Below are 19,732 nucleotides of genomic sequence, written 5' to 3' on the forward strand. Positions count from 1 at the left end.
AAGGTCGATCGGATTGTCAGCCTTTGGCTGAACGTGGCGTGTGAATTCAAACGGGCAGGTTTTCTTGAAGGCATGGCGGTCGGGACACCGCTGCTGATTGGGCTGCAACTCAGCCGGTGAGCAATCCCAGGCCGGTGAATGATCACGCACCCGCGCACTTTTCAAGAGATTTGGAGATTCGCTGGCGTTGCCTGCACAGCCAACTCGGCAGTGGGTTTGCCTGTTCCGCACATTCAAGAAAACCGCCCCGTTTGAACCAAGGCTTCAATGCTCGCCCAATGGCGACACCCAAGACCCGACCATCAGTTTTGTCGGGCTTGGGTGAATTGAATGCCTTGCTTCAAAAAGGGGTTAAGCGGTTTTCTGTGCGGAATCGGGCAACCCCGCGGAGTTGGCGATAAAGAAGGCAACCCCGTCGAGGTGGCTACAGCAACCGCGAAGTAGTCCCGCCGAAATTGCTATAGCAGGTCACCCTGATGCAAATTCGCGGCATGTGTGCCCGCCAAACTGGCCGGTGCGGTCAAGCCAAAATGTGCATAAGTGTTCAAGGTGGCAATACGCCCACGGGGTGTGCGTTGAATGTAGCCTTGTTGAATCAGGTAGGGCTCCAGCACATCTTCGATGGTGTCTTTTTCTTCGCCAATGGCCGCAGCCACACTTTCCAGTCCAACCGGCCCACCACCAAACTTGTGGATGATGGTTTCCAGCAATCTGCGGTCCATGGGGTCAAGGCCCACCTTGTCCACATCAAGCATGGTCAGTGCGGCATCGGCCACTTCAGCAGTAATGATGCCATCCGCTTTCACCTGTGCATAATCGCGAACACGGCGCAGCAAGCGGTTGGCAATGCGGGGCGTACCTCGAGAACGGCGTGCAATTTCGAGACAGCCTGAGGCTTCCGCGGGGGTGTCCAGCAAATTGGCTGAACGTGCCACAATCCGCGAGAGTTCCTCGGGTGTGTAAAACTCAAGCCGGGACACAATGCCAAACCGGTCGCGCAGCGGGTTGGTCAACATACCGGCGCGGGTGGTGGCCCCAACCAGCGTGAACGGTTGCAAATCAAGTTTCACGCTTCGAGCGGCTGGCCCTTCGCCAATCATGATGTCGATTTGATAGTCTTCAAGCGCGGGGTACAGAATTTCTTCAACCACGGGCGAAAGCCTGTGAATTTCATCGATGAACAACACGTCATTGGCTTCGAGGTTGGTCAGTAACGCTGCCAAATCACCGGGGCGTTCAAGCACTGGGCCTGATGTTTGGCGCAGGTTCACACCCATTTCACGGGCCAGAATATGCGCCAAAGTGGTTTTGCCCAAGCCGGGAGGGCCGAACAAAAGCACATGGTCTAGTGCTTCGTTGCGTGCGCGTGCCGCGGCAATAAAAATATCGAGTTGATCGCGGATTTTTTGTTGCCCTACATACTCATCCAAATGCTTTGGGCGCAACGCACGTTCAAATGCTTCTTCAGCGGGCGTTGTTTTGGTTGGGCTTATGAGGCGATCGGGTTCAATCATTGTGGACTTTCTCGGTTAGCCTTTCGACAAATTGCGCAGCGCCAGTTTTAGGCCATCGGTGACACTGGTGCCCTCAGGCAGACCTTTGCAGGCCAGCGCTGCTTCTTTGTCAGAATAACCCAAGGCGCACAGGGCCTGAACGATTTCACTTTGATTTCCAATCGGCAAGGGCATGCCTTCTGCAATATTGGCCGTGCCACCCAACGCCACAATTTGACCTTTCAGTTCAAGCAACAAGCGCTCAGCGGTTTTTTTACCTATGCCAGGAATTTTCACCAAGCGGGCTGTTTCCTGGCTTTGTACTGCCAGTAAAAAATCGTTGGTGGAAATGGACGACAAAATGGCCAAAGCTGTACGCGGCCCGATGCCTGACACTTTAATCAGGGTTTTGAACAAGTTTTTTTCGGCAATGTTTTGAAAGCCGTACAAGGTGTGCGCGTCTTCGCGCACCACAAGGTGAGTCAGCAGGGTACAACTGCCGTTGATTTCAGGCAGATTGAACAGCGTGCTCATGGGCACCTGTAGTTCGTAGCCAACGCCTTGCACGTCGAGCAAAATCCATGGGGCGTTTTTTTCCAGCAAAGTGCCTTTCAGGCGACCAATCATTGCAGTTTCTCCACACTGTTCATAATCACAGTAAACTGAATTTGATTATACGCCAAGCGAATTCATTTCCAGCTGGTGCGGCCCTTTCGGGTGCGGGTTTTGAAAATACTGGTGGGCAAGTCTTTGGCGGCCAGTGCACCCAGCAGTTTGCTGCTTTGTGCATGGGTTAGTGCGGCTGCCAAGGCATCGGCCGCATCAGCCGACGGGTGGGCAGGCAGTTTCAGCAAACGCTTCACCATTTCCTGCACCTGTTCTTTGTTGGCTTTGCCGTGCCCCACAATCGCCTGTTTAATTTGAAGCGCAGTGTATTCAGTCACTGCCAAACCGCTGTGGGTGAGTGCGGTAAGTACCGCGCCGCGGGCTTGCCCCAGCAGCAGTGTAGATTGCGGGTTCACGTTCACAAACACTTTTTCAACCACGGCAACTTGGGGCTTGTACAGCTCAGCCAGTTCGCAAAGCCCTGTGAACAGGGTGTGTAAACGGTCGGGCAGGGAGGCGTCGGAGTTGGAACGGATCACACCACTGGCCACATAAATTTGCTGGCTCTCGATGATGTCGACCACGCCGTAACCGGTGATGCGCAGGCCTGGATCTATGCCAAGTATGCGCATCACGGCAGGGTAAGTGTGGTGTTGAAATTAATGGCGGAAATGGCGCACACCAGTCAGCACCATTACGATGTCACGCTCATTGGCCGCTGCGATCACTTCTTCATCGCGCATGGATCCACCGGGCTGAATGACGCAGCTTGCGCCTGCATCGACCACCACATCCAAACCATCGCGGAAAGGGAAGAATGCGTCGGACGCAACCGCGCTGTCGGCCAGTGTAAGCCCGGCGTTTTGTGCTTTGATTGAGGCAATGCGTGCGGAATCTACGCGGCTCATTTGGCCCGCGCCTACGCCCATGGTCATGCCGTCTTTGCAGAACACAATCGCGTTGCTTTTTACGAACTTGGCGCAGCGCCAGGCGAACATCAAATCAGCCCATTGCTGATCAGACGGTTGGCGTTTGCTGACCACTTTAATTTCACTTTGCTGCACATTGCGCTCGTCGGGGCTTTGAACCAGCAGGCCTCCACCCACGCGTTTGTAATCAAACTTGTGCATGCCCGCTTCCACGGGGATTTCCAGCAAGCGAACGTTTTGTTTGGCGAAAAATACTGCGCGTGCGGCTTCATCAAACGACGGTGCAATGACCACCTCTACAAACTGTTTCGCAACGGCCTGCGCAGTGGCTTCATCGACTGGTCGGTTGAATGCGATGATGCCGCCGAAGGCAGAAGTGGGGTCTGTTTTGAAAGCCTTGTGGTACGCATTCAAGGTGCCTTCGGCCACAGCCACGCCACACGGATTGGCGTGTTTGATAATGACACAGGCGGGGGCGTCGAATGTTTTGACGCATTCCCAGGCTGCATCGGAATCAGCAATGTTGTTGAAGCTCAATTCCTTGCCCTGCAACTGGCGGTAGTTGGCCAGCAAGCCAACGGGTGCTTTCGCTTCACGGTAGAACGCCGCACTTTGGTGTGGGTTTTCCCCGTAGCGCATGTCTTGCACTTTGTGGAATTGCATGGAGAGTACTTCGGGGTATTCGATGCGCGCTGGTGTGTCTTCCAAAGCACCTTCAGTGCCTTCAAGGCTGGTCAGGAATGCGGCAATAGCACCATCATAACGGGCAGTGTGGGCGTAAGCTTTGGCAGCCAGGCCACTGCGCGTTTTCAGAGTGGTTGCGCCATCGTTGCTTTTGATTTCATCGATCACTTTGCCGTAATCGGCGGGGTCAACGATGATGGTGACTCCAGTGTAGTTTTTCGCAGAAGCACGCACCATGGCGGGGCCGCCAATGTCGATGTTTTCAATCGCATCTTCCAGCAACACATTGTCGCCGGCAGTTGCTTTGTCGAAGGGGTACAGGTTCACTGCCACCAAATCGATTGCGCCAATGCCGTGTTCTTGCATGGCGTCGAGGTGGCTTTGTAAATCGCGACGCGCAAGAATGCCGCCGTGAATTTTCGGGTGCAGGGTTTTTACACGACCATCCATAATTTCAGGAAAGCCCGTGTGGCTACTGACTTCTTTCACGACAAGGCCTTTTTCAGCCAGCAGTTTGGCAGTGCCACCCGTGGACAATATTTCTACGCCACGATCGGCCAGCGCTTTGGCCAATTCAAGGATGCCGGTTTTGTCGGACACGCTCAGCAGCGCACGTTTGATGGTTGGATTTGATGTCATGGTTTCAGAGGCCGTTTTTTAGGCGGCCGGTAAAAAATTAAAAATCAGATGAGGCCGTGCTGCTGCAGTTTTTTGCGCAGTGTGTTGCGGTTGATGCCCAGCATTTGGCTTGCGATTGTTTGGTTCATGTTGGCTTTCTCCATGACCACTTCAAGCATGGGCCGCTCCACGGCAGACAACACCATGTCGTAAACCGACTTGGCACATTCACCTTCAAGATCATCAAAGAACTTGTCCAGGTTGCTGCGTATGCACTCTGAAATGGTGATGGGACTTAGATCACTGTCATTGGGTTTCATGCTGCCAATCTTCTTTTTGGTGTTGGTTGGAGTGAATCGTTTGCAGCGGCGAAGTACTGCTGACCGCTTGATAACCAGTTCAGAAAAAAGTCATCAACAATGCGCAATTGTTCGCTGGTGGTTTGTGCCAACATCAGTTGGTCAACCACGGTGTTGTTTTTTCCGGCTGGGCCGCAAAGATACCATTGCAAATGCTTTCGGGCAGTGAGCATGCCCGTTTTCTCTCCATAAAATTCATGGTGATCACGCAGGTGATGCATCATGACTTCATGGGCTTCTTCCAGAGTGGGTGGATTGATGTGTTCACCCGTTTTCAGGTAATGCAGTACTTCTCTAAAAATCCAGGGGTTGCCTTGTGCGGCCCGGCCAATCATCAGGCCATCTGCGCCGGTGTAATCCAGCACATGTTTTGCTTTCTCGGGGCTGGTGATGTCGCCGTTCGCGATCACTGGAATGCTGACCGCCTGCTTCACTGCCTTGATGGTGTCGTACTCTGCGTCGCCGGTGTAACCGCAGGCGCGAGTGCGGCCATGAAGGGTTAAAAGCGATACGCCAATCGATTCAGCCATTTGCGCAATGTGAATTGCATTCTTGTGTTCGGGTGACCAGCCTGTGCGGTATTTCAGGGTCAGTGGCACGCCGCGTTGTTCGCATTCCGCATGCACAGCTTTCAAAATTTGCTCGACCAGACTTTCGTTTTGCAGCAATGCAGAACCGGCCGCAACCGCACACACTTTTTTTGCGGGGCAGCCCATGTTGATGTCAATGATTTGTGCGCCGCGTTCAATGTTGTAGGCGGCTGCATGCGCCATCATTTCCGGGTCGGCCCCTGCAATTTGAACTGCGATGGGTTTGGTTTCACCGTAGTGGTTCAGCCTGCGTGTGCTTTTGTCAGTTTTCCACAAAGCAGGGTTACTCGCGGCCATTTCCGACACAGCATGCCCCGCGCCCAGTTTTTTGCACAACTGGCGGAAGGGGCGATCTGTCACGCCTGCCATTGGGGCAAGGAACAGATTATTTGGAAGTGTTAAATGGGCGATGCGCACGTTGCACAAAATTTAAGCAAATTTCGAGCAGCCCATTGTAACGGGCAGGGCGATTTTATTCGACCCTAAAACTGGAAAAAAATGGAAATTTTTTACTTGACTTCTGTTTGTCAAAGTGGTCCGCAAGGCCTTGCCTGTGCTCGCAGGCAGGGGACCTGTTTACGTACCGTGTGGCTTAGCTTGTAGTCTGAATCAATTCGATTTTGTAGCCATCGGGATCTGTTACAAATGCGATTATGGTGCTGCCGCCTTTCACTGGACCAGCGGCGCGAGTGACATTGCCACCGGCTGCCAAAATGCGATCGCATTGTGTATAAGCATCTTCTACTGCGATTGCAATGTGTCCGTATGCCGTGCCCAGATCGTAGCTGTCAACGCCGTGGTTGTAGGTCAGTTCAAGCACAGCGCCTTCCTGCTCACTGCCATATCCGACAAAGGCCAGTGAGTAACCTTGATCTGCACGCTCAGTGGTTCGAATCACTTTCATGCCCATGACCTTGGTGTAAAAATCGATGGACCGTTGAAGGTCGCCAACGCGCAGCATGGTGTGAAGAATTCTCATAGTACAGGTACCTCGGCAGGATTCATTTTTGACAGGGTTTTGTGCGGCGTTTGGTAATCGGGCATCAGGCTTTCAACCACGGCCCAAAAGCGCGCACTGTGATTCATTTCAACAAGGTGTGCCAACTCGTGTGCAATCACGTACTCAATCAGTTGCGGCGGGTAGTGAACCAAGCGCCAGTTCAGGCGAACCTCGCGCTGGCTGTTGCAGCTGCCCCAACGTGAACTTGGGCTACTCAAGTGAATCGAAAAGTTAGGCAAACGCTGCGCTGCGGGCTGTCGCTCAAGCAACTTGCTGGCCATGTGTGTAAACACTTCCTTGGCGTGGGCCTTCAATACTTTTTCAATGGCTTTGTTGCGTTGCGCAGAACTTTCACAGGCAGGCAAAGCAATGCTTTTTGTCCAAGGGTTCAACAGTGCCTTGCTTCGCGGTGGCAGGGTTTCCAGATGGTAGGCTTCGCCTCGAACTGGAATTGGTTTGCCTTCATCCAGAAGGCTGGACAGGGAAATGGTTTGTCGGCTGCGTGTTTCCCATTGTTTCAGGCGCTGCTCAATCCATGACGATTTGCCCGCAATAATCGAGTTCAGTTCGGTAATTGAAAGGCGCAAGGGTGCAGAAATTTGCAAACCTTGATCACCAATCAAAAACCCGACTGACCGGCGTTTACTGCGCTTTAGGATATAGCTGCACAGCCCCCACGGCAGTTCAATGCTGCGAACTTCAGTGGGGTGAGGTGCTGCCGTAAGTTGCATGAATTAGCTGTCGCCTTTGCCCACCAAAGGGGTTTCGGCGCTGGTGTAGCGGTGCGGGCTGATCTTGTGCATTTCACCCTCAATCCAGTCTTCAACCACTTTCATCAGGCTTTCTGCATCATGGCCCTCGGGGGATATGGGTGGACCAAAACGCAAGGTGACTGTTCCTGCTTTTTTGAAAAATCCCTTGCGTTTCCAGTATTCACCCGCATCGTGAGCCACGGGTACCACCGGTGTGCCGGTGGCAACCGCCAGCCTGGTGCCGCCAGTTTTGTAGCGGCGCTTGTAGCCCACAGGCACGCGGGTGCCCTCGGGGAAAAACATCATCCAGGCGCCTTCTTTCATGCGCTTGCCGGCCATGGTTTTTACCTGTTCGAATGCTTCAACACCATTTTTTCGGTCGATTGGGACCATGCGCAGCACCCACAACGCCCAGCCGAAGAATGGCACATACTGCAATTCTTTTTTGTACACCAGGCAGAGCTGGCGCGGTAACAGGTTTGCGGGAATACCAAATGTTTCCCAAGCTGACTGGTGCTTGGCCAGGATGATGGCGCCTGTGTTGGGCAGGTGCTCCATGCCTTCAATGTTGTACTGGATATTGCACAACAATCGCAACATTTTGATGTTCAGTGCATTCCACCAGCAGGCAAACACATACCTGTTGCGGATGGAAATGAAGGGAGAGACCAAGAGCAACAGCGTTGCGTGAATGGGTGTGTACACCACCACGTAGACAAAAAACAGGATAGAACCAATGAAGGATCTCACCACGGGCCTCCGAACGAGTTTTAGTTGTTATCGATTGTTTGCGAAAGGGTCGTCGGGTACCAAATGTTCGGCGACTGCAGTCAGATTGTCGAACACCAAAGTACCTTTGGGCAATTCGTCTTTGCTTTTTTCCAGTGTTTTTTTGCCTTTGCCGGTTTTAACCAGGAATGTGTTGCAACCCATGCTTGCACCTGCTTGCAGGTCCCTGAGTGAGTCGCCCACGCAGGGCACACCCTCAAGGTTAAAGCCGGTGCGTGCCTGAATTTCTTGGAACAGACCTAGTTTGGGTTTGCGACAATTGCATTTGTCGTCCGGCCCGTGGGGGCAAAAGAAAATTCCTTCAATGTGCCCGCCAGCAACGCCAGCCAGTTCATGCATTTTTTTGTGCATGGCTGAAAGCGTTTCAAGATCAAACATGCCGCGCGATATTCCACTTTGATTGGTGGCGACGACCACGCGAAATCCGCCACGGTTCAAGCGAGCAATCGCTTCCATGCTGCCGGGAATGGGAATCCATTCATCCACGGACTTGATGTACTCGTCCGAGTCTTCATTGATGACGCCATCCCGATCCAGCACGATAAGTTTCATGAACTGTCCTTGCTCTGTGTTCTGACTTTAAGCGGCCAATTGTGAAATATCGGCCACGCGGTTCATCAAGCCATGCATGTGTTTCAACAATGCCAAGCGATTATTCTTCAGCGCTTCGTTGTTGTCCATGACCATGACGTTTTCAAAGAAGGCGTCTACATTGGCTTTCAGTGGGGCCAATACCAACAGGGCCTGTTGATAATCACCCTGTTCGAACGCCCGGGTGGCATGTGGCTCCACTTCTTTGACTTGCGCAGCCAGCGCCTTTTCAGCGTCTACCTGTAACAGGCTGGCATCCACGTCAGAAGAATCCACTTCGGTCTTTTTCAGTATGTTGGTGATGCGCTTGTTGGCCGCTGCCAGGGCTTGCGATTCAGGCAATTGCGAGAATGCGCGCACGGCCTCGAGACGTTTGGGCAGGTCGGCGAACTGGCTCGGGTTTTGACTGAGTACTGATTCAACTTCTGCGGTGGTGTAGCCTTGGTCTTTCAGGTATCCGCGCAAGCGGTCTTGGATAAAGCCGGCAAGGCCCTCTACGCTTTGCTTGAAATCAGGGAATGCGGAGAACAGGCTGCTGGCTTTGTTCAATGCGTCGATCAAATCCAGCTTCAGGTTTTTCTCAATCACCATGCGGATCACACCCAGGGCGTGGCGGCGCAAGGCAAACGGGTCTTTGTCGCCAGTGGGAATCAGCCCGATGCCATAAATACCTACCATGGTTTCAAGCTTGTCGGCCAATGCTGCCGCCAAGCCAACTGGGTTGCGTGGCAGTTGGTCACCGGCAAAACGGGGGCTGTAATGGTCTGCAATCGCCTGTGCCACATTCGCATGTTCGCCGTCGTAGTGCGCGTAGTGCTCGCCCATATTGCCTTGAAGCTCGGGGAATTCACCCACCATGTCGGTAAGCAGGTCAGCCTTGCAAAGCAGGGCAGCGCGTTTGGCCAGTTCAACATCGGCACCACACAGGGGTGCCAAGGCAGCGGCGAGCTCAACCAAACGACCGTTGCGGTCTTTCTGGGTGCCCAGTTTGTTGTGGTACACCACATTGGCCAGGCCGGGCAGGCGGCTTTCCAGGGTTTTTTTGCGGTCTTGATCGAAGAAGAATTTGGCATCCGCCAGGCGCGCGCGCAACACGCGTTCATTGCCAGTTGTGATCAACTGCGGGGTCGATGTAAGCAGGTTTGAAACCAGCAAGAAGCGGTTTTTCATCTTGCCGTTTTGATCGGTGATCGCGAAATACTTCTGGTTGGCCTGCATGGTCAAAATCAGGCACTCTTGCGGCACTTCGAGAAATTCTTTTTCGAAGCCGGCTTCGTACACCACTGGCCATTCAACCAGTGCACACACTTCGTCGATCAAATCTTCGGGTTGTACCACCTTGTCGCCAGCCGCTTGTTCAGCCAGTGATTTCACAATGGCTGCTTTGCGTTTCGCGAAACTGGCGATGACTTTGCCTTCGGTTTCAAGTTGTGTCTCGTAGCTGTCGGCGCTGGCAATGTTCAGTACACCCTGGCTCAGGAAGCGGTGGCCCAGTGTAATTCGGTCACTCTCCAGTCCCAATACCTGCGCGGGTACTACCTTGTCACCGTGCAGGCAAACCAGGCGGTGGGCGGGGCGCACAAAATGCACCGTGCTGCCATCTGGGCGCTGGTAACTCATCACCTTGGGAATGGGTAGTTTGGTGGTGGCAGTATCCAGGGCTTTGGTCAGCGAATCTTCAAGCGCCTTGCCTGCCTGGGTGCGCGAAATGTGCAGCACATCCTGTTTGCCATCGCTGATGGTTTCCAGTTGATCCACAGCAATGGCGCCCAGTCCCAGTGAATCCAGTTTTTTCTGCAAGGGTGGGGTGGGCTGTCCGTTGGCATCCAGACCAATTTTTACAGGCAGAAGGCGTTCCTGAATTTTTTTCTCAGGGCTGACCGCAGCCACGTTGGTGATGCGGCATGCCAGTCGGCGTGGGCTGGCAAAAGCTTCCACCACGCTGTTGTCCGCGAGGTGGCCTTCATCGCGCAGTGTTTTGCTCAGCAGCTCGGCGAACGCGTTGCCCAGTGTTTGTAACGCTTTGGGTGGGAGCTCTTCGGTGAACAGCTCTACCAGTAATGTTGAATTCATGTGTATCAAGCGGCTTGTGAGTTGGGGGTGTTGCACATGGGAAAGCCCAGCTTCTCGCGGGAATCGAAATAGGCCTGTGCCACTGCACGCGACAAATTGCGGATTCGGCCGATGTAAGCCGCACGCTCTGTCACGGAAATGGCACCACGGGCATCCAGCAGGTTGAACGTGTGTGCAGCTTTCAGAATCATTTCGTACGCGGGCAAGGCCAGGCCAACTTCGATCAAATGTTTGGCCTCTGTTTCGTACTCGCCAAAATGGCGGAACAACATGTCTGCATTGCTGTGTTCAAAGTTGTAAGTGGATTGCTCCACTTCGTTTTGGTGGAATACATCGCCGTAGGTGAGCACTTTCTTGACGCCTTTTTCTTCGCGCTCGGTCCATACCAAATCGTAAACATTTTCCTTGCCTTGCAGGTACATGGTCAGGCGTTCAATGCCATAGGTGATTTCGCCCAAAATTGGCGAACAGTCCAGGCCGCCCACTTGCTGAAAGTAAGTGAACTGGGTCACTTCCATGCCATTCAACCACACTTCCCAGCCCAAACCCCAGGCACCCAGGGTTGGGTTTTCCCAGTTGTCTTCCACAAACCGAATGTCGTTTTGTTGGGTGTCAATGCCAAGGGCTTCCAGACTGCCCAGGTACAGGTCAATGATGTTTTCTGGCGATGGCTTCAACACAACCTGAAACTGGTAGTAGTGCTGCATGCGGTTGGGGTTTTCACCGTAGCGGCCGTCTTTGGGACGGCGCGAGGGCTGAACGTAGGCGGCATTCCAGGGTTCAGGGCCCAAGGCGCGCAAAAAAGTGGCGGTGTGGCTGGTGCCAGCGCCCACTTCCATGTCGAAGGGTTGCAACAGGGCGCAACCTTGTTGGTCCCAATAGTTTTGCAGGGTCAGAATGGCCTGTTGAAACGTCAGCGGTTTCTTTTGCATGTGCGCCTGTGTCCTTCTTGATTCAATTTTTTGGTCATTGATTGCCCCGTATTGTAATGGTTACCGGGGCTGTCGAGCTTAGAGCGTGCCAATGCACAGGTACTTCATTTCCAGGAATTCCTCAATGCCCCACACCGAGCCTTCCCGACCCAGTCCTGACTGCTTAACCCCGCCAAAAGGACCCACCTCGTTGGAGAAAACGCCCACATTGATTCCCACCATGCCGTATTCCAGTGCGCGACTTACGCGGAACGTGCGTGCCGAGTTCTCGGTATAGAAGTAGGCGGCAAGGCCGTAGGGCGTATTGTTGGCGTAATTGACGGCCTGTTCTTCGGTGTCAAACGGAAAAATGGCAGCAAGTGGCCCAAATGTTTCTTCCTGAGCCACCAGCATGCGATGGTCGGCGTTGTCGATCAGGGTTGGCTGGAAAAAACGGCCACCCAGTTCGTGAGGCTTGCCGCCATGAAGAAGTTTGGCGCCTTTGCTCAGGGCATCGTCCACATGCTTTTGAACTTTGACGACTGCCTGCTCGTCGATCATGGGGCCAATGCTGGCTTTGGTTTTCAGGCCATCGCCCACTTCCAGTTTGGCCACTTTGGCAAGCAGTTTCTCGGCAAAAGCCTGTTGCACGCTGCGTTGAACATAAATACGGTTGGTGCACACGCAGGTTTGGCCAGCATTGCGAAACTTGGAGGCCACCAAGCCTTCCACTGCCTTGTCCAGATCTGCGTCTTCAAAAACAATAAATGGCGCATGGCCGCCCAGTTCAAGGCTTAATTTCTTGATGGTTGGCGCACATTGTTGCATCAGGATGCGGCCCACCTCGGTGCTGCCGGTGAAGGTCAGTTTGCGGACCACCTCACTTTCGCACAACACTTTGCCGATCTCGACAGAACGGCTGGAGTCGCCAGTGATCACGTTCAGCACGCCCGCGGGGATACCCGCCTGGCGGGACAGTTCGGCCAGCGCCAGCGCGCTGAGCGGGGTTTGTTCTGCAGGTTTGATAACCACGGTGCAGCCCGCAGCCAGCGCAGGTGCTACTTTGCGGGTAATCATTGCGATCGGAAAATTCCAGGGTGTAATGGCAGCGCACACGCCGATACCCTGTTTAAGCACCAACAATTCGCGACCCAATTGGGGCGATTCCAGCACGCTGCCTTCAATGCGTTTGGCTTGTTCAGCAAACCACTCCACGAAGCTTGCGCCGTAAATGACCTCGCCTTTGGCCTCAGCAAGTGGTTTGCCTTGTTCCAGGGTCATCAAGAAAGCCAGGTCGTCGGCGTTGTCAATAATCAGGTCAAACCACTTGCGCAAGATCTGCGCCCGACTTTTGGCGGTGGTGTTGCGCCAGCTGCTCAGTGCTTTTTCCGCGCACAGAATTGCGTCATGGGTCAGCGCAATGGACGTATTGCCAACCTGCGCAATGGTTTGCCCGGTGGACGGATTGTCCACTTCGAAGTCGGTTTCGCATTCATGAAAGCTGCCGTAAACAAACGGATTGGTTTGCAACAGGCTGGGGTTTTTGAACTTGAATTGATGGTTCATTGTTTTGCTTTGGGTACTGCTCATGTCCGTTTCTCTCGTTGTTCAGTGTGCTTCAAGGTTTAGCAGGGCTGTCAGCTGCGCTGTACAGGCGACTGCAAATGTTTCAGTTCGCAACACGCGCTGCGAAAAATTCAGGGGCAAGGCGCCAAGTTGCGTGGCAGCATCAGTCTCTTCAGGTGACCATCCACCCTCAGGCCCTACGCAAATGATCAAAGGTTCCCCTGGGCTTGCTTGGGGCGTCCACTTTCTCAATGCCAGTTCAGCCTGCGGTGTAAACCAAAGTACATGGGCGTTGGGCCATGTGAGCGCGACGTGTTCAAGTGCAGCGGAAAGCGTTCGGACCGGTTCAACCTGGGCCATTTGCCCCCGTTCACTTTGCAGGCTTGCTGCCAACACGACCCGTTCCCAGTGGGCTTGCCGCTTGTTCGCCCGTTCCCCTTCCAGTTTAACCACGCTGCGCTGGGCTTGAACCGGGTGAAAGCCAGCTACGCCCAATTCTGTGCATTTTTCGAGTACCCAATCCATTTTGTCGCCTTCTGGCAATGCCTGAAGCACGTGCACTGGTCGATTTAGCTCGGTGTTTCGCAAGGCCAGTTGCTCGCCGACCTGAATTTGAGCCAGTTTTTTCGACGCATAGTGAATTGTGGCGTGGTACTCACAGCCCTTTCCGTTCCATACGCGCAGCGCCTCTCCTTCTCGCAGGCGCAAAACCCGGGAGGCGTAGTGCATCAAGTCGTCTGACAGATCAAGCACTTGGCCCACGCTATTGCAGTGTTCTAGCAAGAAGCGTGGTAAGCGCTTGCCTTTGTCGTGTTTCATGTTTCCCTGTCTTTATTCAATGGTTTGTCCGCGAAGGGGCGCTTTATTGGAATAGCTTTGATAAAATTCATTTTTTTCCAACTTTGCCACAGGCATAACCCTCAATCCCCATACCTATGTCCTCTTCGTCAAAGAACATGGCCAACGCGATTCGCGCGCTCGCCATGGATGCAGTTCAAGCCGCCAAATCCGGGCACCCTGGCATGCCAATGGGCATGGCCGAAATCGCTGTGGCCTTGTGGGCCCGTCACTTGAAGCACAATCCTCAGAACCCGTTGTGGGCTGATCGTGATCGCTTCGTGTTGTCCAACGGTCACGGTTCCATGCTGATTTACGCGCTGCTGCACCTGACCGGCTATGACCTGCCGATTGAGGAACTGAAAAATTTCCGTCAGCTGCATTCTAAAACACCAGGCCACCCTGAGGTTGACATTACCCCCGGAGTTGAAACCACCACCGGCCCATTGGGGCAGGGTATTGCGAACGCGGTTGGTTTGGCTTTGGCCGAGAAGCTGTTGGCTGCTGAATTCAATGAAGCGGGTTTCCCTGTCGTTGACCACAACACCTACGTGTTCCTGGGCGATGGTTGCCTGATGGAAGGTATTTCTCACGAGGCCTGTTCGCTGGCCGGTACCTTGGGCCTGTCCAAGCTCATCGTGATGTATGACGACAATGGCATTTCCATTGACGGTGAAGTAGAGCACTGGTTTGCCGACAACACGCCCAAGCGTTTTGAAGCCTACGGCTGGAACGTGATTCCGAATGTGAACGGCCATGATGTAGACGCCGTGGATGCCGCAATTGCCCAAGCCAAACAAAACGCTGCCTTGGACAAGGGCCCAACCCTGATTTGCTGCAAAACAAATATTGGTGAAGGTTCGCCCAATTTGGCTGGCACTGACAAAGTGCATGGCGCCCCACTGGGCGAGGCTGAAATTGCCGCTACCCGTGCCGCCATTGGCTGGGAGCATGCGCCTTTCGAGATTCCCGCCGAGGTTTACAACGCCTGGGACGCGCAGGTTGAAGGCGCTGCACGCCAGTCGGCCTGGGACAAACTATTTGAGGCTTACAGCGCCAAATTTCCGGCCAAGGCCGCAGAGTTCAAGCGCCGGATGGCGGGTGATTTGCCTGCCCAGTTTGAACAGACTGCTGCCCGTTTGCTGGCTGAAGTGGCCGCCAAGGGTGAAACAATTGCCACCCGCAAAGCCAGCCAAAATGCAATTACGCTGTTGGCTGCTGAATTGCCTGAATTGCTGGGCGGCTCTGCTGACCTCACTGGTTCTAATCTGACCAACTGGCCCAAATGCGTGGCTGTTCGCCGCAACAAGGAAGGCTTCACAGCCGGTAACCACATTAATTGGGGTGTACGAGAGTTCGGCATGAGCGCCGCCCTGAACGGTGTGGCCCTTCATGGCGGTTACATTCCTTTTGGCGCTACTTTCCTGACCTTCTCGGATTACAGCCGCAATGCGCTGCGCATGGCTGCATTGATGAAGAAGCGCAATATTTTTGTGTTTACCCACGACTCAATCGGTTTGGGTGAAGACGGCCCCACTCACCAGCCAGTTGAGCATGCTGCAACCTTGCGTTTGCTGCCGAACATGGACGTGTGGCGTCCCGCTGATTCAGTTGAATCCATGGCTGCCTGGAATAGTGCGGTCATGCGCAAAGACGGCCCCAGCAGCTTGTTGTTTAGCCGCCAAAACCTGCCATTCCTGGCGCGCTCTGAATCGGTATTGAACTCGATCGCCAAAGGTGGTTATGTATTGGTCGATGCAGCCGACGCCAAGGTCACCTTGATTGCCACAGGTTCGGAAATCGAAATCGCCATGAATACGCAGAAAGCTTTGGCTGAGAAAGGTATCACAGCGCGTGTGGTGTCCATGCCTTCAACCAATGTATTTGATCGTCAAGCAGCAGCCTACAAGGCCGAAGTGCTTGGAACAGCCCCAATCGCAGTCATCGAAGCGGGTATGACCGACAGCTGGTACAAGTACATTGCGCAGGCTGGGGTGAAAGGCACGGTGCTGGGTATGAGCACGTTTGGTGAATCAGCACCAGCAGGCGCCTTGTTCAAGCACTTCGGGCTGACCACCGAGAAATTCACCGAGGCCGCATTGGCTTTGGTACAGAAATAACTGATTTACTTTCAAGGAGATTTGTCATGACCATTCGCGTAGCGATTAACGGCTATGGCCGCATCGGCCGAAACGTACTGCGTGCCCACTATGAAGGTGGTAAAAAACACGACATTCAAATCGTGGCGATCAATGATTTGGGTGACCCCAAAACCAACGCCCACCTGACCCAGTACGACACAGCCCACGGCCGTTTCCCCGGTACCGTGAGCGTGGATGGCGATTACATGGTTGTGAATGGCGACAAAATCAAGGTTCTGGCCAACCGCAACCCAGCCGAACTGCCCTGGGGTGAGTTGGGTGTGGACGTGGTGATGGAATGCACCGGTTTTTTCACCTCTAAGGAAAAAGCATCTGCCCACCTGAAAGGCGGTGCCAAGAAAGTGATTATTTCCGCGCCTGGCGGTAAAGACGTTGACGCCACAGTCGTATTTGGTGTTAACCACAATGTATTGAAAAGCACCGACACCGTGATTTCCAATGCCTCTTGCACCACCAACTGTTTGGCCCCATTGGTCAAGCCATTGAACGATGCGATTGGTCTGGAAACAGGCTTGATGACCACCATTCATGCCTACACCAACGATCAGGTGTTGACCGATGTTTACCATGAAGACCTGCGCCGCGCGCGCTCTGCCACCATGAGCATGATCCCCACCAAAACCGGTGCGGCCGCTGCGGTTGGTTTGGTATTGCCGGAATTGAACGGCAAGCTTGATGGTTACGCAGTTCGCGTGCCCACCATCAATGTGTCCATGGTTGATTTGTCGTTCATTGCCAAGCGCGACACCACCGTTGAAGAAGTGAACAGCATTTTGAAGGCTGCGGCAGAAGGCCCGTTGAAGGGCGTGTTGGAGTACAACGAGGCACCGTTGGTGTCCATCGACTTCAACCACAACCCGGCTTCCAGCGCATTTGATGCCACCTTGACCAAAGTCAGCGGCAAGCTGGTGAAGGTATCCAGCTGGTATGACAACGAGTGGGGCTTCTCCAACCGCATGTTGGACACCACAGTTGCGCTGATGAACGCCAAGTAATTTCCAAGCGTTTAGTGAATTAAAAAACCGGGCCTTGAGTCCGGTTTTTTTTCGCCTTGTATTCCTCAAAAAAACCTCCCCCTTTTGTGGGTCTCCCTACCCCTATTGGTCATGCGAAAAGCCTTGTTTCATGCCGTTAAAGCGGTATTCGTCGGGCTTCGGCGAGGTGGCTGAGAAGTAGGCTCCGTTCTGCTTTCTATTCAACAAATTGATTGCACACCTCGCTGGGTAACCTGAACCCATTGTGATAAGCGAGTACTGCCATGTTGACCTTCCGACCCAAAAAGCAAAAACTGACGCCTCTGCGTGTGCTGGTCACCAGCGTTTTGTTCATGCTTTGGATTGTATTGATTGCACCTGCCCATGCTCAAAGTGGCGGTGCTCAATTCATCGTCAAATTGAAGAACTCGGTTGAGTTGAGCAACGCTCCGTCCCTGCGTCGCCTTGAAAAAGAAGGTGAGTTTCTTGCTGATGTCATGGCGAGAAACAATGTGGATGCGACTTGGTTGCGTGCGGGTTCGGTGGGTACTCATGTGATGCGTTGGGGCAGCAGCGTGCGTGCAGGTGATCAGCAATCCATGCTGAACCGGCTGGTCAGTGATCCCGAAGTTGAATTTGCCATTGAAGATCGTCCAGTGCGCGCCTTTGCAACGCCCAATGATCCAACCTTTGCCAACCAGTGGGCCCTTCGTTCAACGTTCAACACAGCGGGTGCCAAGTTTGATCAGGCTTGGGATATCGTACGAGGTAGTGCGGATGTGGTGGTGGCTGTGCTGGACACAGGTGTGGTTTTCGAAACCCCGGATTTGATGGGGCGATTGCTCAGTGGTTACGACTTTGTCTCTGACGTACCCACGGCCAATGACGGCAACGGTCGCGATGCCAATGCAGCAGACCCCGGTAACTGGATCAGCAGTGCTGATGCGCAAACCTCGGCATTCTCGGGCTGTAGTGTCAAGAATTCAAGCTGGCATGGCACTTTTGTGGCTGGTCAAATCGCTGCGAATACCCACAGCGACTCTGACGTGGCCGGAGCCGACTGGAATGTGAAGGTGTTGCCGGTTCGTGTGCTGGGAAAATGTGGTGGCTTGCTGTCAGATGTACTGGACGCCATGCTGTGGTCTGCCGGCCTTGATGTACCCGGAATTCCGCGCAATCCTAACCCAGCCGATGTAATCAACCTGAGCCTGGGGAGTCCCACTACTTGTACTTCGTTTGAGCAAACAGTGGTGGATCGGGTGAATGCAGCGGGTACTTTGGTGGTAGCTGCCGCGGGGAACAGCGGTGGTTCGGTTGACTCGCCGGCCAATTGCAACAACGTTCTTTCAGTGGGGGCTTTAGACCGCGATGGCAGCCGCGCCAGTTACAGCGCAATTGGTACGGCAGTAAGCCTGATGGCGCCTGGCGGTTTTAGCAATGGCTTGGTGGGCTTGGGCAATTCAGGTACTACCACACCGGCTTCGGCCAGTTTGGTCAGCAAAACCGGAACCTCGTTTGCTGCGCCTTTGGTGGCGGCCACGGCCGGGTTAATGCGTGCAATCAACCCTGCGCTCACCACCGCCCAATTGCGTAGCCAAATTTTGGGCAGCACTTCAGGTTTTCTAAGCCCCAGAAGCAGCACTTGCACGGCCAATCAGGGTTCAGGCAGTTGCAATTGCACCACCGCATTGTGTGGCACTGGCATGCTGGATGCCTTTGCAGCGGTATCTGCTGTGAAAGGCACGCGCCCTGTCGCTAACGCCTCCGCTTCAGCCAACGGCTTGGGCACCAGTGGATACCAGGAAAGCGCCACTGGCTTGAACCCGGTTCGCTTGCGCGGTTCGGCCAGCAGTGTGACGGCAGGGCGCAGTATCGCATCGTACTCCTGGACGCAGGTGTCGGGTGAGCAGCTAATGAGTGGCACCCAAACCTCGGCCGACGTGGACTTGCCAGCTCCAACATCAAGTTCTGACCTGGTGTTTCAGCTCACCGTAACCGATTCTGTTGGTGAGGCTCACAGCAGTTTTACCGCCCTGCGAGTCGTGGCCAGTGGTGATGATGGAAGCTCGCCCTCGTCGGTAGCCAACGCCAGCTCCGGCGGCACTACCACGCCCACCACCGACAATGGTTCTGGCTCCAGCTCGGCAGTTTCTGCAGGTGGCGGCGGCGGTGGCGGGGGTGCGACTACCTTGCCAGGTTTGTTGCTCTTCACTTTACTGGCTGGGCTGTTCAGGAAGTTGGGTTCTGCTTCAACCTCAATGACCGCCCAATCATAGCCAGTCCAAACAAAACACCACCCAAGGCACCTCCCCTGTGCGCCTCGAAAGCAATCGGGCCTCCCATCAGAGAATCGGTGGTGGGGCCTGAATTCCATTCAAGTATCAGTTTTGCAATAAGCCCGGCAGCAAGCACCCACAACGGCCAGGCAAGGGCAAGTTTGTTTTGGGTTCTGTGCAGCGCAAGCAGAAGGCAGGCTGCGAATTGAAAATGCAGGGCGCCGCTTAAACCGCAATACCATTGAACAGGCTCAAGCCAGCTTAAATAAAAAGCGAGCCACAGCAGGGAAAGTAGCTGTACCCACAGCCATTCTCTGTGGCTGCGGTGGTTCGAAAATCCCCAGGCTACAATCGCCAAACCTGCCAGGTTCAGGCTTAGGTGAACCCAGCCTAAATGGGTAAACTGAGCTACCAGAACGTAAATGAAGAATGAGTCAATTAAATCAAGCCCTTGCCGGGAAAAGTCGGGTATAAAAACTTGCCCTGCAATTGCCAATATTCCAATCACAAAGGAGTAGGCAA

Annotated in this window: 18 protein-coding genes; 3 read left to right on the top strand and 15 right to left on the bottom strand. The window is 53.9% G+C overall.

Features of this window, described 5'->3' with window-relative positions; translation table 11 throughout:
- Positions 1 to 458 precede the first annotated feature (458 nt).
- The 14 genes from ruvB to B4N58_RS05440 all read right to left on the bottom strand — a co-directional run bounded on the left by ruvB (position 459) and on the right by B4N58_RS05440 (position 13,780).
- On the bottom strand, positions 459 to 1,514 hold the full coding sequence (gene ruvB / locus B4N58_RS05375) for a Holliday junction branch migration DNA helicase RuvB (RefSeq protein ID WP_008251571.1): 1,056 nt from the start codon (positions 1,512 to 1,514) through the stop codon (positions 459 to 461).
- 15 nt (positions 1,515 to 1,529) lie between these two features.
- Entirely contained in the window at positions 1,530 to 2,120 is a 591-nt protein-coding gene (ruvA, locus tag B4N58_RS05380; protein WP_008251568.1) for a Holliday junction branch migration protein RuvA, read from the bottom strand.
- Between the two features lie 62 nt (positions 2,121 to 2,182).
- Positions 2,183 to 2,731: a crossover junction endodeoxyribonuclease RuvC gene (ruvC, locus tag B4N58_RS05385; protein ID WP_008251567.1), complete on the bottom strand. Its 549-nt coding sequence runs from the start codon at positions 2,729 to 2,731 to the stop codon at positions 2,183 to 2,185.
- Positions 2,732 to 2,758: 27 nt separating this feature from the next.
- On the bottom strand, positions 2,759 to 4,351 hold the full coding sequence (purH, locus tag B4N58_RS05390; protein ID WP_291746666.1) for a bifunctional phosphoribosylaminoimidazolecarboxamide formyltransferase/IMP cyclohydrolase: 1,593 nt from the start codon (positions 4,349 to 4,351) through the stop codon (positions 2,759 to 2,761).
- Between the two features lie 44 nt (positions 4,352 to 4,395).
- Entirely contained in the window at positions 4,396 to 4,650 is a 255-nt protein-coding gene (locus B4N58_RS05395) for a Fis family transcriptional regulator (protein WP_008251565.1), read from the bottom strand.
- Positions 4,647 to 5,696, bottom strand: coding sequence for a tRNA dihydrouridine synthase DusB (dusB, locus tag B4N58_RS05400; protein WP_083797186.1), 1,050 nt, complete (start codon positions 5,694 to 5,696; stop codon positions 4,647 to 4,649). The genes B4N58_RS05395 and dusB overlap by 4 nt, the downstream gene beginning before the upstream one ends.
- A 175-nt stretch (positions 5,697 to 5,871) precedes the next feature.
- Entirely contained in the window at positions 5,872 to 6,258 is a 387-nt protein-coding gene (gloA, locus tag B4N58_RS05405; RefSeq protein WP_291746671.1) for a lactoylglutathione lyase, read from the bottom strand.
- Positions 6,255 to 7,010 carry a M48 family metallopeptidase gene (locus tag B4N58_RS05410; RefSeq protein WP_291746674.1) on the bottom strand — a complete coding sequence of 252 codons (756 nt, stop codon included), beginning with the start codon at positions 7,008 to 7,010 and terminating at the stop codon, positions 6,255 to 6,257. The genes gloA and B4N58_RS05410 overlap by 4 nt, the downstream gene beginning before the upstream one ends.
- Positions 7,011 to 7,013: 3 nt before the next feature.
- Positions 7,014 to 7,781 carry a lysophospholipid acyltransferase family protein gene (locus tag B4N58_RS05415; protein ID WP_040513369.1) on the bottom strand — a complete coding sequence of 256 codons (768 nt, stop codon included), beginning with the start codon at positions 7,779 to 7,781 and terminating at the stop codon, positions 7,014 to 7,016.
- A gap of 27 nt (positions 7,782 to 7,808) precedes the next feature.
- Positions 7,809 to 8,372 (bottom strand): D-glycero-beta-D-manno-heptose 1,7-bisphosphate 7-phosphatase, encoded by a 564-nt coding sequence (gene gmhB, locus B4N58_RS05420; protein WP_291746677.1) that lies wholly within the window; start codon positions 8,370 to 8,372, stop codon positions 7,809 to 7,811.
- Positions 8,373 to 8,399: 27 nt separating this feature from the next.
- Entirely contained in the window at positions 8,400 to 10,484 is a 2,085-nt protein-coding gene (gene glyS / locus B4N58_RS05425) for a glycine--tRNA ligase subunit beta (RefSeq protein ID WP_291746680.1), read from the bottom strand.
- 5 nt (positions 10,485 to 10,489) lie between these two features.
- Complete coding sequence (gene glyQ / locus B4N58_RS05430) at positions 10,490 to 11,416, bottom strand: glycine--tRNA ligase subunit alpha (protein ID WP_008251553.1); 927 nt, start codon at positions 11,414 to 11,416, stop codon at positions 10,490 to 10,492.
- 78 nt (positions 11,417 to 11,494) lie between these two features.
- Positions 11,495 to 12,985, bottom strand: coding sequence for an NAD-dependent succinate-semialdehyde dehydrogenase (locus tag B4N58_RS05435; protein ID WP_008251552.1), 1,491 nt, complete (start codon positions 12,983 to 12,985; stop codon positions 11,495 to 11,497).
- A gap of 18 nt (positions 12,986 to 13,003) precedes the next feature.
- On the bottom strand, positions 13,004 to 13,780 hold the full coding sequence (locus B4N58_RS05440) for a 16S rRNA (uracil(1498)-N(3))-methyltransferase (protein ID WP_291746685.1): 777 nt from the start codon (positions 13,778 to 13,780) through the stop codon (positions 13,004 to 13,006).
- A 116-nt stretch (positions 13,781 to 13,896) separates the two neighbouring features.
- Between B4N58_RS05440 and tkt the strand changes: the two genes are divergently transcribed.
- From tkt to B4N58_RS05455, 3 genes are all read left to right on the top strand, one after another.
- Complete coding sequence (tkt, locus tag B4N58_RS05445; RefSeq protein ID WP_291746687.1) at positions 13,897 to 15,918, top strand: transketolase; 2,022 nt, start codon at positions 13,897 to 13,899, stop codon at positions 15,916 to 15,918.
- A 26-nt stretch (positions 15,919 to 15,944) separates the two neighbouring features.
- Positions 15,945 to 16,955, top strand: a complete 1,011-nt coding sequence (gap, locus tag B4N58_RS05450; RefSeq protein WP_008251545.1) for a type I glyceraldehyde-3-phosphate dehydrogenase — start codon at positions 15,945 to 15,947, stop codon at positions 16,953 to 16,955.
- 263 nt (positions 16,956 to 17,218) lie between these two features.
- Entirely contained in the window at positions 17,219 to 19,210 is a 1,992-nt protein-coding gene (locus B4N58_RS05455; RefSeq protein ID WP_008251543.1) for a S8 family peptidase, read from the top strand.
- Here B4N58_RS05455 and B4N58_RS15655 read toward each other — a convergent pair.
- Positions 19,164 to 19,718 carry a rhomboid family intramembrane serine protease gene (locus B4N58_RS15655; RefSeq protein ID WP_295721191.1) on the bottom strand — a complete coding sequence of 185 codons (555 nt, stop codon included), beginning with the start codon at positions 19,716 to 19,718 and terminating at the stop codon, positions 19,164 to 19,166. The genes B4N58_RS05455 and B4N58_RS15655 overlap by 47 nt on opposite strands.
- Between the last annotated feature and the right edge of the window lie 14 nt (positions 19,719 to 19,732).

Source organism: Limnobacter sp. UBA3528 (genome assembly GCF_002377005.1).
Taxonomy (GTDB): domain Bacteria; phylum Pseudomonadota; class Gammaproteobacteria; order Burkholderiales; family Burkholderiaceae_B; genus Limnobacter.

Bases quoted from the DNA above. Each gene is read 5' to 3' on its own strand.
- purH (WP_291746666.1), bottom strand. From the start codon at position 4,351: ATGACATCAAATCCAACCATCAAACGTGCGCTGCTGAGCGTGTCCGAC.
- B4N58_RS05435 (WP_008251552.1), bottom strand. From the start codon at position 12,985: ATGAGCAGTACCCAAAGCAAAACAATGAACCATCAATTCAAGTTCAAA.
- ruvC (WP_008251567.1), bottom strand. From the start codon at position 2,731: ATGCGCATACTTGGCATAGATCCAGGCCTGCGCATCACCGGTTACGGC.
- B4N58_RS05455 (WP_008251543.1), top strand. From the start codon at position 17,219: ATGTTGACCTTCCGACCCAAAAAGCAAAAACTGACGCCTCTGCGTGTG.
- B4N58_RS05395 (WP_008251565.1), bottom strand. From the start codon at position 4,650: ATGAAACCCAATGACAGTGATCTAAGTCCCATCACCATTTCAGAGTGC.
- gloA (WP_291746671.1), bottom strand. From the start codon at position 6,258: ATGAGAATTCTTCACACCATGCTGCGCGTTGGCGACCTTCAACGGTCC.
- B4N58_RS05440 (WP_291746685.1), bottom strand. From the start codon at position 13,780: ATGAAACACGACAAAGGCAAGCGCTTACCACGCTTCTTGCTAGAACAC.
- B4N58_RS05410 (WP_291746674.1), bottom strand. From the start codon at position 7,010: ATGCAACTTACGGCAGCACCTCACCCCACTGAAGTTCGCAGCATTGAA.
- ruvA (WP_008251568.1), bottom strand. From the start codon at position 2,120: ATGATTGGTCGCCTGAAAGGCACTTTGCTGGAAAAAAACGCCCCATGG.
- ruvB (WP_008251571.1), bottom strand. From the start codon at position 1,514: ATGATTGAACCCGATCGCCTCATAAGCCCAACCAAAACAACGCCCGCT.
- gmhB (WP_291746677.1), bottom strand. From the start codon at position 8,372: ATGAAACTTATCGTGCTGGATCGGGATGGCGTCATCAATGAAGACTCG.
- tkt (WP_291746687.1), top strand. From the start codon at position 13,897: ATGTCCTCTTCGTCAAAGAACATGGCCAACGCGATTCGCGCGCTCGCC.
- glyQ (WP_008251553.1), bottom strand. From the start codon at position 11,416: ATGCAAAAGAAACCGCTGACGTTTCAACAGGCCATTCTGACCCTGCAA.
- glyS (WP_291746680.1), bottom strand. From the start codon at position 10,484: ATGAATTCAACATTACTGGTAGAGCTGTTCACCGAAGAGCTCCCACCC.
- gap (WP_008251545.1), top strand. From the start codon at position 15,945: ATGACCATTCGCGTAGCGATTAACGGCTATGGCCGCATCGGCCGAAAC.